Consider the following 13,504-nt stretch of genomic DNA (forward strand, 5'->3'; position numbering starts at 1 on the left):
CCTATTTATATTATTCAAAATGCGATTTTTCAGAACCTTCTCAAACAGGATTTTACATTTTTTAGGATACGGCATTTATGCAGTTCCAAGCCCTTATTGCAACATTGGTAATCGATCAATTTTAAAAAATTCAGGAAAAACGCAGGAAAATCAAAAAAATCTTCTTTATATTGGGTCTGTTATCTTTTCCTTGATGTAAATATAGATGAATTTATGGGTGTGTCTCCTGATAAAAAGTATGTTCTTTATTCAGAGGCAAGAACCATTCCTAAATGTGAAAGTCCGGAATGGCAAAAAGCTCTTGATTCAGGAGAGCTTCTTCATAAAAACGTAAAATTATTAAATTTATCTACAGGCGAAATTACGAATGTAAATACAGAAAGACTTAATAGTGATGCACAATTTATATGGATAAGTAAGAATAAAATTTTAGCGAATTATTTTGAAAAATGGGCAATCATTGATAAGGCAAAATAGAAACTTATCTTTGTCTAATATGTTTTTAATAGAGTCTATATCCTGGATATTAATGATTATTTTTGAAATCCCATGGGGATGGTTTGCAGATAAATTTGGGTATAAGAAAACACTTGTTATCTCAAATTTTATATTTTTTATATCAAAAATAGTTTTTTATAAATCAAATTCCTTTGGGATGTTCCTCATAGAACGAGTGTTATTAGCAGTAGCATTAGCCGGAATTTCAGGTTGTGACATTGCTCTAATATATTCATCAGTTAAGCAAGAGGAGAGTGAAAAAGTATTTGGAATATATAATGCATTTTCAACTGGTGGTTATTTAATTGCCTCTATTATGTTTTCAATACTCGTAAAACAGTCCATGGATAGTACTGCATTTTGGACTATTATACCTTATGCAGTGGCAGCAGTATTAACTTTGTTTATAAAAGAGGTTAATGTGCAGCAAATCGAAAAGCCTAAGTTTAAGCAAAGTTTACTAACAGCTTTTAAAAACAAAAGCATTATTATATTGGTAATTTCTTTTGCCTTAATAAATGAAGGAGTTCAAGTAGTAGGTGTATTTTTAAATCAATCACAATATGTGCGTTGTGGAATAAGTATTAAATATTTTGGAGTATTGGCAGTTGTTATGCAAATAGTTCGATTGAGTTCAATTAAAGCTTATAAAGTAAGCATTAAGCTAGGTTCCAATAGAAGTATTCAAATTATATATATGATTATTACTATATGTTGTACAATACTTATATTTACATCTAGCGCTGCATTAACTATACTTTCAATAATTGTTATATGTGGAAGTGCAGCTATAATTTCACCTATAGTTTTAGATATTGAAAATAGAAATATAAGTACTGCTAGCAGGGCGACCCTTTTATCAGTATTTGCTATGTTTGGAGATTTAACTGCTGCAGGAGCAAATGTAATTATTGGAAAGACCGCTGATATTTCAACGTCCTCAGCATTTATAACTTGTGTGATTATGTGTGTTTGTGCATATATATTATTGCTTCTCTATAAAAAAACATCAAAGAAATAAGTACAAAAAAACAAGTTAATTAATAGTAGCCCCTAAAATAATGCAACAATATCAGTAATACCGATGGATTGTTATGCTTGCCTATGAAATCACACTTTGCATCAAACATAGGAAAGCATATTAATAACTTTATATTAAGTTATATGTAATACAAACTGGTTTGTTATTTAGGGGCTCATTAACTACTACAGCATCTATATTAAATATTTTCCTTAAGTTATCTTTAGTCATTATTTCTTTAGGACTGCCAGTGCAAACTATGTTACCATCTTTAATTCCTACCATATAATCTGCAAACCTTGCGGCATTATTTAGATCGTGAATAACCATAACAATGGTTTGTCCTTGCGTCTTATTCAAACTTTCTAGTAATTGTAGAATTTCTAGCTGATGTGCTAAATCTAAATAGGTAGTAGGTTCGTCTAATAATAATATTTCAGTTTCTTGGGCGAGTGCCATAGCTATCCAAACTCTTTGCCTTTGGCCACCTGACAATGTCTCTATAGGTCTGTCCTTAAATTCTTGCATGCCAATTATCTTCAGTGCCCAATCTATTTTTTCTTTATCTTGACTAGTTAGTTTACCGAATCCACTTTGATGGGGAAATCTTCCATAGGATACGAGCTCACCAACAGTTAATCCATTTGGTGCTTGAGGACTTTGTGGCAAAACCGCCATTTCTTTAGATATGAAACTAGAACTTAAATCCTGAATGTCATTATCATTTATGTATATGACTCCATTTTTAGGCTTCAATATTCTTGCAATAGTCTTTAATATAGTTGATTTCCCACATCCATTAGAGCCTATAATAGTTGTGATTTTTCCTTTAGGTATGTTCAAATTTAAATCTTTTACTATGTCAAAATATCCATAAGATATAGATAAATTTTCGGTTTTTATGCTGTTCATATGTAACCTCCTAAGTTATTCCTTCATGATTAAATAGATGAAATAGGGTACGCCAATAATTGAAACAACTATTCCAATGGGCATTTCAATAGGAGCTAAAACATTTTTAGCTATGGTATCAGACAATAATAAAATTATTGAACTAACTAGTGCTGCAGTTGGTATTAATAATTTGTGCTTTGGTCCAACAAGCCGCCTTGCTATGTGTGGGGAAATTAGCCCTAAGAATGATATGGTTCCGGCAACCGCCGTAGCCGTACCAGCTAATGCCACGGTATATATTAGTAGTGATCTTCTTTCTTTTTCTATATGTACGCCGAGTCCAACTGAGAGTTCGTCGCCTAAACTTAAAACATCTAGATATCTTGCTTTATAAATTATAAGTCCGGTAAAAATAAATACAAATGGCAGAGTTGCAATAACATAACTCCAATTGGTTCCCCAAATACTTCCTGAGGTCCAAACCATTATTTTGTTGAAATCTTGAGTTGTAAATCTAAATTGAAATAGGATCAATATAGCATTAAAAGCAGAATTAATACCTATCCCCATCAAAATCAATCTAGTAGGATTTAGCCCCTTTTTCCAAGCTAAAGTATAAATAAGGAAAGCTGCAAAACCTGCTCCAAGCAAAGCTACGATAGGTATGGTAAACACTGTTAGCATGCTTATATCAGAATATACTTCTCCATTCATAAAATATATATAAATAACTACAGCCAAGGCTGCACCAGAACTTATGCCTAATATGCCGGGGTCAGCCAGATCATTTTTAGTTATTCCTTGAAGTACGGTTCCTGCTATAGCTAAGGCACTTGCCACAAGTATAGCTATAATTATTCGTGGAAGCCTCATAGTGAAGAGTACCAGTTCCTGCTTTTTATTTCCCTGCCCAAATAAAGTTTTAATTACATCTAGAGGACCTATAGCAAAAGTTCCAATATTAAAGCTAATTATAAATATTGAAAAGAGTAGAACGAATAATATGCTTATAATCAAAATTAGCTTTTTCTTTCTTTTATGGTTTCGCATTATAATGAATTGGCCTCCTTTCTGACAATATATATGAAGAAGGGTACACCCAGTAATGCTGTTAGCGACCCGATAGGAGTTTCATAAGGCTGATTTATCATCCTAGCTGCTATATCGCTATAAACTAGCAAATCCGCACCGAGTACTAGTGAACACGGGATTATAAATCTATAATCTGGTCCAACTAAACTTCTTACAATTTGTGGCACAATAAGCCCAAGAAAAGAAATATTTCCGGCTACCGCGACTGAACTACCGCTAAGTAATATTACGATGACTATACCAATAAATCTTATGATATTTGTCTTTTGACCAAGGCCTATGGCAATCTCTTCCCCTAGACTTAAAATGGTTATTTTAGGAGATATAATTATTGCGGCAATGACACCAAAGGCACCAACGGAGGCTAATAATTTTACCCCTTGCCATTTTGCAGTAACAAATCCACCAGCAACCCAAAAGCTTAGTTGCTGAGATAAATTAGAATACATTGCAATAGCGGTTGCGAGAGATATTAAAAGAGTTCCTAGAGCAGTTCCCGCTAAAATAAGTTTAATGGGACTAACACCTTTACTAGATTTTGAACTTAATAGATACACGAATACACCACTTAAACTAGCTCCAATAAAAGCGAAAAAGATCAGTCCTGAAGTCCCTATATTAGCCCTCATTGCAAAGGCTATAGCTATGGTAAAAGTTGCACCTTGAGTAATACCCATTATAGAGGGGTCAGCTATTGGGTTTCTTGTTATTCCTTGCATTATAGCACCAGATACTGCTAAAAAAGCTCCGACCAAAGCAGCTGCAATCATCCGGGGAAGTCTTATATCACGGATAATCTTTGAGTTTATATCAACGCCATCTAAAAATATGCTATTAACTACTGTATATAGGTCTATATGTTTTGCACCCAGGGATACGGACAATACCATACCAAAAAATAGTATAATAAGTCCAATTACAATTAATAATGAGCTTATGATTAGTCTATTCATTTTTTTCTTATGTTCTGTAACTATCGATTTTTCCATTAAAGCGGTACACCTCACATTAGCCTTAGATTAAAATGTATTAGGATAAAAGGGTGATAACGGTATATGGAAATATATCATTTATCACCTAGAAATATAATATATGTTATTTCACGAATTCTTTCTTTATCAAATCAAGTAATAATTCTCTTCCTATTGGAGAATAACCTTGTGCAAAATATGGGCTACTATCAAGTGTTGTAACATTTCCATTTTTTACAGCTCTCATGCTTTTCCAAACAGTACTACTCTCTAAATCTTTTTTATCAGCATCAGCTGCTATAACCACAATATGATCTGCATCAATGGATGATAAACCTTCCATAGTTACTACTGGTAAACTTATTCCTTCTTGCTTTGGAATGTTAGACGGTTGAGCTAATTTCATATCTGACAATAGTATTGAACCTATACCTGCATCACTGAAAATATAAAATTTGCCTGAACTTGCAAGTAGCGTAAGGTAAGTTTGCGGGCCATTTTCTTTCTTTATCTCAGATCCTATATGAATAGCTTTTTTATCGTATTCAGCTAGCCATTTTTGAGCATCTTTTTCTTGCCCAAATAGCTTGGAAACATCAGTTAATCGGGTCCGCCAATCGTTAGCATAGTCTTTAAGCATTACGACAGGTGCAATAGCTTTTAACTGAGCATATATTTTTGTTTGTCTTTCGCTCATTAAAATTAAATCTGGATCTAATTTTAGTATAGCTTCCATATCCATAGTATCCATCATGGAAAAGCCTACAAGTTCAGAGGTACTCATTTTATCTTTTAGATAACTTGGTATTTCCGTAGTTTTATAAGAATCAGCATTTGCAGTACCTACGGGGATATGGTTTAAAATTAATAATTCCTCGCTTGATCCAGATATATCTACAATACGTTTAGGGGGGGTAGTAGGGACTGTTACATCACCTTTTATTGTACTAACCACCTTGGTTACACTCTTTTCTTTAACTTCTTCAACGGTTTTTGAACAACCTGTAAAAGCTATAATGGAAATTACTGTTAATGTTATTAATCCTAATAATCTTTTTTTCTTCATAATAAATCTCTCCTAGTTTAATTTGAATTAGATATGTATACGACCCAATGATTAACCGAAATCATAAATTATTTATATGAGTGATAATTGCAAATGACAATCATTATCAATGAATCACAATTTTTATTATATCAGAACTACTAAATATGTCAATAATTTTTTAAAATTTTAATAAAGACAAGATTGGGTGCAAAGTTTAAGGCTAAATAAATCTTTAGCCTAGAAACGGTACAAAAAAATAATTTGACTATATATTGGTATAAAGAAGAAATGTTTACGTTTATGAGTAAAGATAATCAAAATAAATAAAGATGGAGAGGCTAGTATGAAAGTTGATACGATATTAAACAAGCAAAATATAAAGAATGCATTTTTTGTGATACTGGGGTGTTTATTATCTGCTATAGGTGTAAATATGTTTTTAGTAAATGCAAAACTATTCAGTGGAGGTCTGTCAGGTATGGCAATTTTAATACAGTATGCTTTGAAGGTTCCAGCAGGATATACTGTACTACTAGCTAATATACCTTTATTGGCATTAAGTTATAGGAAATTAAACAAAAGATTTACTATATACAGTATGATAGGGACTGTATCACTATCGCTATTTTTAGTAATGACTAAAAATTTAAGCAGTATTATTACGGTACATGATGCGCTTCTAATTTCTGTATATGGAGGGGTATTAATGGGCGCAGGAGCAGGGCTTGCATACTCAAACCACGGCTCAGAGGGTGGTATGAACATAATAGTAATGTTAATTAAAAAGAAATGTGATAGTTTTGATGTAGGTCAATTGGGTTTTATTGTAAATTGCATTATAGTATTTTTAGGAATGCTACTAAATGGAATAACTATTGCATTATACACGTTAATGAGCATGTATATAGCAGCTTTTGTTACAGATAAGATAATCCGCGGTTTATCACGAAAAAAGGTATTACTTATAATTACAGATAAAGAGGAGGAAGTTTGTGAGTATATAACAAACTCTAAGCACCGTGGAGCTACAATACTAAAGGGCAACGCACTTACAGGCAAAGAAAGAAAAGTTATCTATTGCATAGTACATGTATCAAAATTACCAGAGTTTAAATATTCAGTGCAGAAAATAGACGAGGATGCTTTAATTTCAATAATAGATGCTTCAGAAGTAGATGGTAGAGGATTTAATTCGAATATTTTATAAAAGATATTATCTCAAATTAATTCGAGGAAGTGTTAATAATGCTTGGAAAAAGACTATGTTTAGGAGACACTATTGGACTCATTGCTCCTGCCAGCCCAGAAAATATTGAAGCAATACAAAAGGCAATTTCATTTCTAAAAAATAGAGGGTTTAATATAATAGAAGGAAAACACCTATATGATAAGTGGGGATATCTTGCTGGCAAGGATGAAGACAGAGCAACAGATATAATGGAAATGTTCAAAAATCAAGCAGTAGATATGATCCTCTGCATAAGAGGGGGATATGGTTCAAGCAGAGTACTCCCTTATCTAGATTTTGATGTAATAAAAAAAAATCCAAAGATATTTGCGGGTTTTAGTGACATAACAGTTTTTCTAAATTCATTTTATGAGAAATGTGAACTAACTACATTTCATAGCCCAATGGGCAGTTCTAATCTAGAAGATATTGAAACTTTTAAAAGTTTTATGTTCACATTTATGGAAGGGTATAAGCCCTATACTATTGAAAACCCATCTGGATTTACTACTAAGTGTATTACAAAAGGTAAGGCTGAGGGTAATCTTATAGGTGGTAATCTTGGGCTATTATGCAACTTGCTTGGAACTCCCTATGAAATTAATATGAAAGATAAAATCTTCTTTATAGAAGAGGTTGGCGAAGAACCTTATAGAGTTGATAGGATGCTAACACAACTCCTATTAGCTAAAAAACTTCAACAGTGCAAGGGGATTATTTTAGGCCAATTTAAAGGTTGTGATTTACCTAGTTATCAAAGAAGCCTTACTTTAGAAGAGGTTTTTCAAGATAGATTATATAAGTTAGGTATCCCAATGTTTTCAAGGTTTTGCTCAGGTCATGACTATCCAAAACTCACCCTTCCCATTGGAGCAAGGGTGGAAATGGATGCTGAGACTGGAGTTATTCATGTAATGGAAGGCGTAGTGGAGTAATATAAAAGCTTGCAACTTAAAAAAATTGCAAGCTTTTATTTAAAATATCTTATTTTTTTACTGGTTCAAGACTTGCTTGGAAGTGTCTAAGAACAGCTGGCTCCCATGTAATTCGGTAACCTGTTATTTCGCTTGCCCTTTTTTTAATTGCAATTAGGGCATCTGCCATAATATCGATATGTGATTGAGTATAAACACGACGTGGAATTGCAAAACGTGTAAACTCAAATTCTGATTCTATTTGTTTTCCTGTATCAGGATCATTTCCCATCATATAAGATCCAATATCGCATGTGCGAATTCCGGCTTCTATATAAAGCTCAATCGCTAGAGCTTGCCCTGGAAATTCATAGTATGGAATCTGAGGTAACAACGCCTTTGCATCTACAAATACACCATGGCCTCCTACTGGTGATTGGTACGTAACGCCTGCGTCATCAAGTCGTGCTGCAAGATACTCCATTTGTCCAATACGATAGTTAAGGTAATTTTCATCAAGTCCTTCATAAAGACCAATTGCTAAACTCTCAAGATCACGACCTGAAAGACCGCCATAAGTAATAAAACCTTCGAATAAAATTGTACGTGCCTTACAAAGTTGGAACAATTTATCATCATCTTTAATACCAATTAATCCACCCATATTGACAATTGTGTCTTTCTTAGCACTCATTGTAAACATATCTGCATAACTAAACATTTCTTTTACAATTTCTTTAATTGATTTATCTGCAAACTCTTTTTCTCTTAGTTTTACTAAGTAAGCGTTTTCAGCATAACGTGCAGCATCGATACATAATTTAATACCATATTTTTTACAAACATTTGATGTTTCTCTTACATTTTGTACAGATACTGGCTGACCACCTGCTGAATTATTTGTAACTGTAATAACAACAAGACCAATCTTATCGGCACCATACTCTTTAATTAAAGATTCTAATTTTTCAACATCCATATTTCCTTTAAAAGGTGCTCTTTTAGCTGGATCCTTAGCCTCAGCAACAACACAATCAATGGCTCTTGCACCTGTTGCTTCTACGTGTGCTCTTGTTGTATCAAAGAAGGTATTAGAGATAGCGTATTTACCTTTTTCCATTAATAATCCAAACATAACCTTCTCCGCTGCGCGACCTTGATGAACTGGCTGAATGTATTTATAACCAAAAATATCTTGACCTGCTTCTACAAGTTTATAGTAACTTGATGAACCAGCATAGGCTTCGTCGCCTCTCATGATACCAGCCCATTGTTCTTGACTCATTGCATTAGTTCCACTATCTGTTAATAAGTCAATATAAACATCTTCACCACGAAGGTTAAACATATTGTATTTTGCTTCAGCAATCTTTTGTTTTCTTTCCTCACGTGTAAGCATCTTAAGAGTCTCTACCATCTTAATTCTAAATGGTTCTGGTATATATTTTATGCTCATAATAAAAACCTCCATTTTATTTATTTAAAATGTAATTATGTTGAATGAATAAATCATTGCCCCCCTGTAATATAATGGTTTTTATATTTAAACCCCCTATAGAACGATTTTATCACTGCAATAATATCTAGTCAATGGTCTTAATAAAATTATTAACAATAAGTAGAAATAATTACTAGTAAATGGGATTTGTTATACTGTTTTGCCTGATTTAAGGATTTTTTATAGCTTTAAATGAATTTGTAGTTGATAAGTAATTACTTTATTAATAATAAATTATTAATAAAGTAACGTTTACGTTGTAACTTTTATATAATTGTGATAATCTATATAGCATATTATAAATTTAGATTTTAAAATTTCTATAATAAATACACTAGTTATGAAGTTCCATATAAAGTGGTGTAATAAATATATAAGAGTAGGTGGAAAAATGAATGACATTATGTTAAAACAATATAGCATTCTTGTAGAATTTTTAGGAAAGTCCCTAGGTCCAGACTATGAAGTTGCTTTACATGATTTTGGATACGATACAAATTCCGTAGTTGCAATAGCGAATGGATATGTTAGCGGACGAACAGTTGGTGCTCCCATGACTAATCTAGCACTGAGTATTATATCAGATAAGAGTTATAAAAATAACAACTATAAACTCAACTATAATGGAGTTTCTAAAGATCAACGCATATTGAGATCTTCAACCATGTTTATTAAGGACGAGAACGATGAGCTTGTGGGGATGTTGTGCATTAATTTCGACGATAAAAAATATGTAGATATAAGCGACCAAATATTAAAGCTTTGTCACCCAGATAAATTAATTGAGCAAAATAGCACATATGAATCTGTTAATTCTCTTTTGAATGATAATACTGAGACCTTTTCGGGATCTATTGCCGAAGTAACAGAAACTGTTTTAAATAAGGTATTAGACGACAATAACATCCCTATTGATCGATTGTCGAAGAATGAACGGATAAATATCATTGATATATTAAACCGAAAAGGTGTTTTTATGCTTAAGGGAGCTGTAAGTGAAGTAGCAAAACAACTTTATTGTTCAGAGCCTAGTATCTATCGCTATCTTAGCAAAGTCAATAGAAATATGGATTGTACTTGATAAAGAAAACAAATAAAAAACCTTGAAATTCAAAGGTTTTTTGTTATATGATGCACCATAATAAGAAACCTGACTGAAATAAAAAGCAAAAAAGTTAATTATAAATAAAGAACATACCATATAATTATGGTAGTAGGAGAAAGTTGTGAAATGATAAAATATTTACAATCAAAAACAGTTAAGATAACTTTGTCTGCAACAATAGCAATTATTATATCAAATTATATGGGATTAGAATTTGGAGTAACTTCGGGTATAATTGCAATATTAAGTATTCAAGATACGAAGAAAGAATCTATATTAGTTGCAGGTAGGAGAATAATCGCATCCACCGTAGCTATACTTTTATCTTTTATGTTATATATTTTACTTGGTAATAATCCTATTGTATTTGGACTATTTTTACTTATATTTATACCGATAACTAATATTTTGAAAACAAGTGAGGGTATGGTTATTGGCGCAGTATTATCAACACATCTTTTAATAAGTACAGATATTAATATTTTTTGGATTATAAATGAAGCAAAGTTAACTATAATAGGTATTGGGGTTGCAATGGTTTTTAATTTATATACAGCATCATTAGAAGAGGATTTTGAGAAGAATAAAGAGAATATAGAAGAACAATATAGATTAATATTATCAGATATGGCATTAAGTTTGATTTCACAAGCTGTACCAATTTATGAGCAAGAAGTAATTTCGAGTGTTGAAAAACTAATTAAAAATACTAAATTGATGGTACAAATAATAAATAATAATCATTTGTTTAAGAGTAATGATTATTATGTAAGTTATATAGATATGAGAAAAATACAATTAGAGGCTATAAAAAGAATGAAAAGACATTTTTCAAGATTTTATATAACCTATGATCAAACTATAACATTGTCAGAATTTACTAATGATGTTGCAACTAATATTCATGAAGATAATGATTGCATCGAACTTATTAATAAGCTCACTTTACTTAGGAAAGATTATGAAATTATGGCATTGCCAAAGAATAGAAATGAATTTGAAAATAGGGCATTATTATTTCTATTTTTAAATGATTTAGAGGACTTTTTAATTATCAAGAAGGAATTTAAAGAATGTTTTGAAAATTAACAATACGTAGTCAAGTCTAAACAAATTCATAACATATTATTTACAATTAACTACTATAATAACTACAACGAATATATATATCAGAGGCTTTGAAAATTTTAGTTTTATTAATCTAGTATTTTATTAGAAAGGTGAGGATTAAAATGAAAGAAGAAGAATTGTTATATAATGTGATTTTTCCCGAAGATAGTGATCCTAATTATATTAATTATGGTTATTTTATTGGGAAGAGTAAAAAAGATGTATTTAAATTGAAAGCTATTATAAATGAAAGTCAATTAAATCCAATATTAATTTGTGATGGCAATAAGGCAAATGCTTTTTTTGCCAAAGTTTTTCAAAGTGAAGTAGATAGGTTTTTGAAAATTGTAAGTGAACTTAAGTTTAAACAAATTAAAATAAATAGTTGTCATATGAACGAAGTAAAAAACATGTTTGAGGAAGATATAATGAATCACCGGAAAAAGGGGTATAAGCCAGCTAGATATCTATTACCACGGAGATTTAATAGAGGAATAAGAAATTGGAAATTACCAGATATAATAGAGCTAAATTCAAGAGATGAAAACAAACCAACATTAAATGGAGTAATTAATCTATAAAGATTCAAAAGGTCTATTTATTTTTAATATATATTTTTCTCGCTATTAAATAAAGGGCTTTAGCAATTTTGCTAGAACCTTTTTGAACTTTATTTATCATAAATGAAAGTAATAAATTTTATATTACGTAAAAATCATCCATAGAAAGGGGATAACTTCAATTTGCTATCGTATATCAGTATACTGAGTGGTGTTAAAATGACCAAAATAGTTTTGGGCTGGATAATTCATATCATCATAAAATATTAAACCATCTGCAAGCATAGTTTCCTGGCCATTAGCATATTTCCAAATAGACACATTTTCAGATTTATCACTACGGAAGAATATGATGTCTTTGTTATTTATATATATTGGCGAAAAATCGAAATAATTTTGGTTATTTGTAAGCTGTTTTATTTGTTTTGTAGTTGTATCAATACTGAAAATATGGTGTTGCCCGTTTAAAAGCCATTGAGTTAAGCCGCTAGGCACATATTTTTGTTCTTTAGAGGAAGCATATAGGATTGTATTCTCATCATTTGTGTAATAAGGTGTCATGATTGTTTTTCCCTTTGGGGATAAGGACTGAAATTTGCCAGTTAAGATATCTAGAACAACTAAAACTTTGTTATTACCCATCTCTCTACCACCACCGTAGATTAATGCTAAAGAGTTACTGTTTTTAGGGTTTGGGTATATATTATCACTATAGCCTAGTGAAATTATATTTGGATTAGTATATTCTATTAATTTATTTTGTGAAATATCGTACACTGCCAAATCAACTCCATCTGCTGGAAGAGAGCCAGCATGTGGATGTTTCCATATATACAGATACTTATCATCATTTGATATACCGATTATGATAGGATACATTCCTAAATCGTCACCTGTATCTATTTTACTTGGGATTGATTTTATAACTATTTTTTGTGTTTTTGCTATTGGATCAAAAAATAATATTCCATAATCATTTCTATAATCAGATCCATTTTTTTTATAGTATAGGTACTGCTCTGCATATATTCTTCCTTTACTATCTAAGGTAATATTTTGGTAATTAAACTCATTTTGAAGGTAAGGTTTACTGATTTTATTTACAACATCATAAACATATAAGCCGCCAGTGGTAGGAGAGTATAGTAAAGTATTTTTATCTTGCCATGCAAATGATAACTGTGACGCATTATCGACTACTTTTATATGTTCCAGTTTATCCGTTGTAATATATAAAACACTATCATTCATGTATGAAACCAGACTTTTATCAGGAGATATGAGTGGGTGAGAAAAGGTACCTCCACTATCTAATGTGATATTATCATTTTTATCATTTAAGGAGACTAAAAGTAATTCATTTTTCCGTATTACCACAGCGTTCATACTTTTAATGTCTGGAGTTTTTTTTATTGCAGTATTTTGTAATTTAAATGTTCCTATGCTCTTTTCGCTTTTACTGATTTTTGATGGATAGCCGCTTGTAATGCCAATAGCAGCTAGCAATAACATTGTAATTGTTAGGCTTTCCACCTTTACTTTTATATTTATCATGATTTCATACC

At 31.4% G+C, this 13,504-nt stretch carries 13 protein-coding genes; 7 read left to right on the forward strand and 6 right to left on the reverse strand.

Going from position 1 to position 13,504, the window contains the following annotated elements:
- Positions 1-213: 213 nt before the first annotated feature.
- Both ACWJKS_RS04055 and ACWJKS_RS04060 read left to right on the forward strand, forming a co-directional pair.
- Positions 214-477 carry a hypothetical protein gene (locus ACWJKS_RS04055; RefSeq protein WP_224578789.1) on the forward strand — a complete coding sequence of 88 codons (264 nt, stop codon included), beginning with the start codon at positions 214-216 and terminating at the stop codon, positions 475-477.
- Positions 461-1,519 (forward strand): MFS transporter, encoded by a 1,059-nt coding sequence (locus ACWJKS_RS04060; RefSeq protein ID WP_165411614.1) that lies wholly within the window; start codon positions 461-463, stop codon positions 1,517-1,519. The genes ACWJKS_RS04055 and ACWJKS_RS04060 overlap by 17 nt, the downstream gene beginning before the upstream one ends.
- A 129-nt stretch (positions 1,520-1,648) precedes the next feature.
- Here ACWJKS_RS04060 and ACWJKS_RS04065 read toward each other — a convergent pair whose 3' ends face one another.
- From ACWJKS_RS04065 to ACWJKS_RS04080, 4 genes are all read right to left on the reverse strand, one after another.
- Entirely contained in the window at positions 1,649-2,431 is a 783-nt protein-coding gene (locus ACWJKS_RS04065; RefSeq protein WP_165411615.1) for an ABC transporter ATP-binding protein, read from the reverse strand.
- 15 nt (positions 2,432-2,446) lie between these two features.
- A complete protein-coding gene (locus tag ACWJKS_RS04070) occupies positions 2,447-3,463 on the reverse strand; it encodes a FecCD family ABC transporter permease (RefSeq protein WP_165411616.1) in 1,017 nt (338 codons plus the stop codon).
- Positions 3,463-4,494 carry a FecCD family ABC transporter permease gene (locus ACWJKS_RS04075; RefSeq protein WP_224578791.1) on the reverse strand — a complete coding sequence of 344 codons (1,032 nt, stop codon included), beginning with the start codon at positions 4,492-4,494 and terminating at the stop codon, positions 3,463-3,465. Before ACWJKS_RS04075 ends, ACWJKS_RS04070 begins: the two co-directional genes overlap by 1 nt.
- Positions 4,495-4,600: 106 nt before the next feature.
- Positions 4,601-5,542, reverse strand: coding sequence for an ABC transporter substrate-binding protein (locus ACWJKS_RS04080; protein ID WP_165411617.1), 942 nt, complete (start codon positions 5,540-5,542; stop codon positions 4,601-4,603).
- A 325-nt stretch (positions 5,543-5,867) separates the two neighbouring features.
- Here ACWJKS_RS04080 and ACWJKS_RS04085 point away from each other — a divergent pair, with 325 nt between their 5' ends.
- Together ACWJKS_RS04085 and ACWJKS_RS04090 are read left to right on the forward strand one after the other, a co-directional pair.
- The gene (locus ACWJKS_RS04085; protein ID WP_165413088.1) at positions 5,868-6,731 is read left to right on the forward strand and encodes a YitT family protein; all 864 of its coding nucleotides are present in this window, start codon (positions 5,868-5,870) and stop codon (positions 6,729-6,731) included.
- Positions 6,732-6,769: 38 nt separating this feature from the next.
- The gene (locus ACWJKS_RS04090) at positions 6,770-7,687 is read left to right on the forward strand and encodes a S66 peptidase family protein (RefSeq protein ID WP_462960489.1); all 918 of its coding nucleotides are present in this window, start codon (positions 6,770-6,772) and stop codon (positions 7,685-7,687) included.
- A 49-nt stretch (positions 7,688-7,736) separates the two neighbouring features.
- Here the strand turns inward: ACWJKS_RS04090 and ACWJKS_RS04095 are convergent, their stop codons facing one another.
- On the reverse strand, positions 7,737-9,122 hold the full coding sequence (locus ACWJKS_RS04095; protein ID WP_462960490.1) for a tryptophanase: 1,386 nt from the start codon (positions 9,120-9,122) through the stop codon (positions 7,737-7,739).
- Between the two features lie 433 nt (positions 9,123-9,555).
- On the opposite strand from ACWJKS_RS04095, the gene ACWJKS_RS04100 reads away from it, so the two are divergent.
- The 3 genes from ACWJKS_RS04100 (at position 9,556) to ACWJKS_RS04110 (ending at position 11,960) form a co-directional block, all read left to right on the forward strand.
- On the forward strand, positions 9,556-10,245 hold the full coding sequence (locus ACWJKS_RS04100; protein WP_165413091.1) for a helix-turn-helix transcriptional regulator: 690 nt from the start codon (positions 9,556-9,558) through the stop codon (positions 10,243-10,245).
- Positions 10,246-10,395: 150 nt separating this feature from the next.
- Positions 10,396-11,358 carry an aromatic acid exporter family protein gene (locus tag ACWJKS_RS04105; RefSeq protein WP_165413092.1) on the forward strand — a complete coding sequence of 321 codons (963 nt, stop codon included), beginning with the start codon at positions 10,396-10,398 and terminating at the stop codon, positions 11,356-11,358.
- A 143-nt stretch (positions 11,359-11,501) separates the two neighbouring features.
- Positions 11,502-11,960, forward strand: coding sequence for a hypothetical protein (locus ACWJKS_RS04110; protein ID WP_165413093.1), 459 nt, complete (start codon positions 11,502-11,504; stop codon positions 11,958-11,960).
- Positions 11,961-12,125: 165 nt separating this feature from the next.
- On the opposite strand, the gene ACWJKS_RS04115 is transcribed toward ACWJKS_RS04110, so the two are convergent.
- Complete coding sequence (locus ACWJKS_RS04115; RefSeq protein WP_165413094.1) at positions 12,126-13,493, reverse strand: TolB-like translocation protein; 1,368 nt, start codon at positions 13,491-13,493, stop codon at positions 12,126-12,128.
- Between the last annotated feature and the right edge of the window lie 11 nt (positions 13,494-13,504).

The organism is Clostridium sp. CM038 (assembly GCF_055081105.1).

What these genes read in the sequence shown, in the direction of transcription:
- ACWJKS_RS04055 (WP_224578789.1), top strand. Translation starts at nt 214, where the DNA reads ATGGGTGTGTCTCCTGATAAAAAGTATGTTCTTTATTCAGAGGCAAGA.
- ACWJKS_RS04065 (WP_165411615.1), bottom strand. Translation starts at nt 2,431, where the DNA reads ATGAACAGCATAAAAACCGAAAATTTATCTATATCTTATGGATATTTT.
- ACWJKS_RS04070 (WP_165411616.1), bottom strand. Translation starts at nt 3,463, where the DNA reads ATGCGAAACCATAAAAGAAAGAAAAAGCTAATTTTGATTATAAGCATA.
- ACWJKS_RS04075 (WP_224578791.1), bottom strand. Translation starts at nt 4,494, where the DNA reads ATGGAAAAATCGATAGTTACAGAACATAAGAAAAAAATGAATAGACTA.
- ACWJKS_RS04080 (WP_165411617.1), bottom strand. Translation starts at nt 5,542, where the DNA reads ATGAAGAAAAAAAGATTATTAGGATTAATAACATTAACAGTAATTTCC.
- ACWJKS_RS04085 (WP_165413088.1), top strand. Translation starts at nt 5,868, where the DNA reads ATGAAAGTTGATACGATATTAAACAAGCAAAATATAAAGAATGCATTT.
- ACWJKS_RS04090 (WP_462960489.1), top strand. Translation starts at nt 6,770, where the DNA reads ATGCTTGGAAAAAGACTATGTTTAGGAGACACTATTGGACTCATTGCT.
- ACWJKS_RS04095 (WP_462960490.1), bottom strand. Translation starts at nt 9,122, where the DNA reads ATGAGCATAAAATATATACCAGAACCATTTAGAATTAAGATGGTAGAG.
- ACWJKS_RS04100 (WP_165413091.1), top strand. Translation starts at nt 9,556, where the DNA reads ATGAATGACATTATGTTAAAACAATATAGCATTCTTGTAGAATTTTTA.
- ACWJKS_RS04105 (WP_165413092.1), top strand. Translation starts at nt 10,396, where the DNA reads ATGATAAAATATTTACAATCAAAAACAGTTAAGATAACTTTGTCTGCA.
- ACWJKS_RS04110 (WP_165413093.1), top strand. Translation starts at nt 11,502, where the DNA reads ATGAAAGAAGAAGAATTGTTATATAATGTGATTTTTCCCGAAGATAGT.
- ACWJKS_RS04115 (WP_165413094.1), bottom strand. Translation starts at nt 13,493, where the DNA reads ATGATAAATATAAAAGTAAAGGTGGAAAGCCTAACAATTACAATGTTA.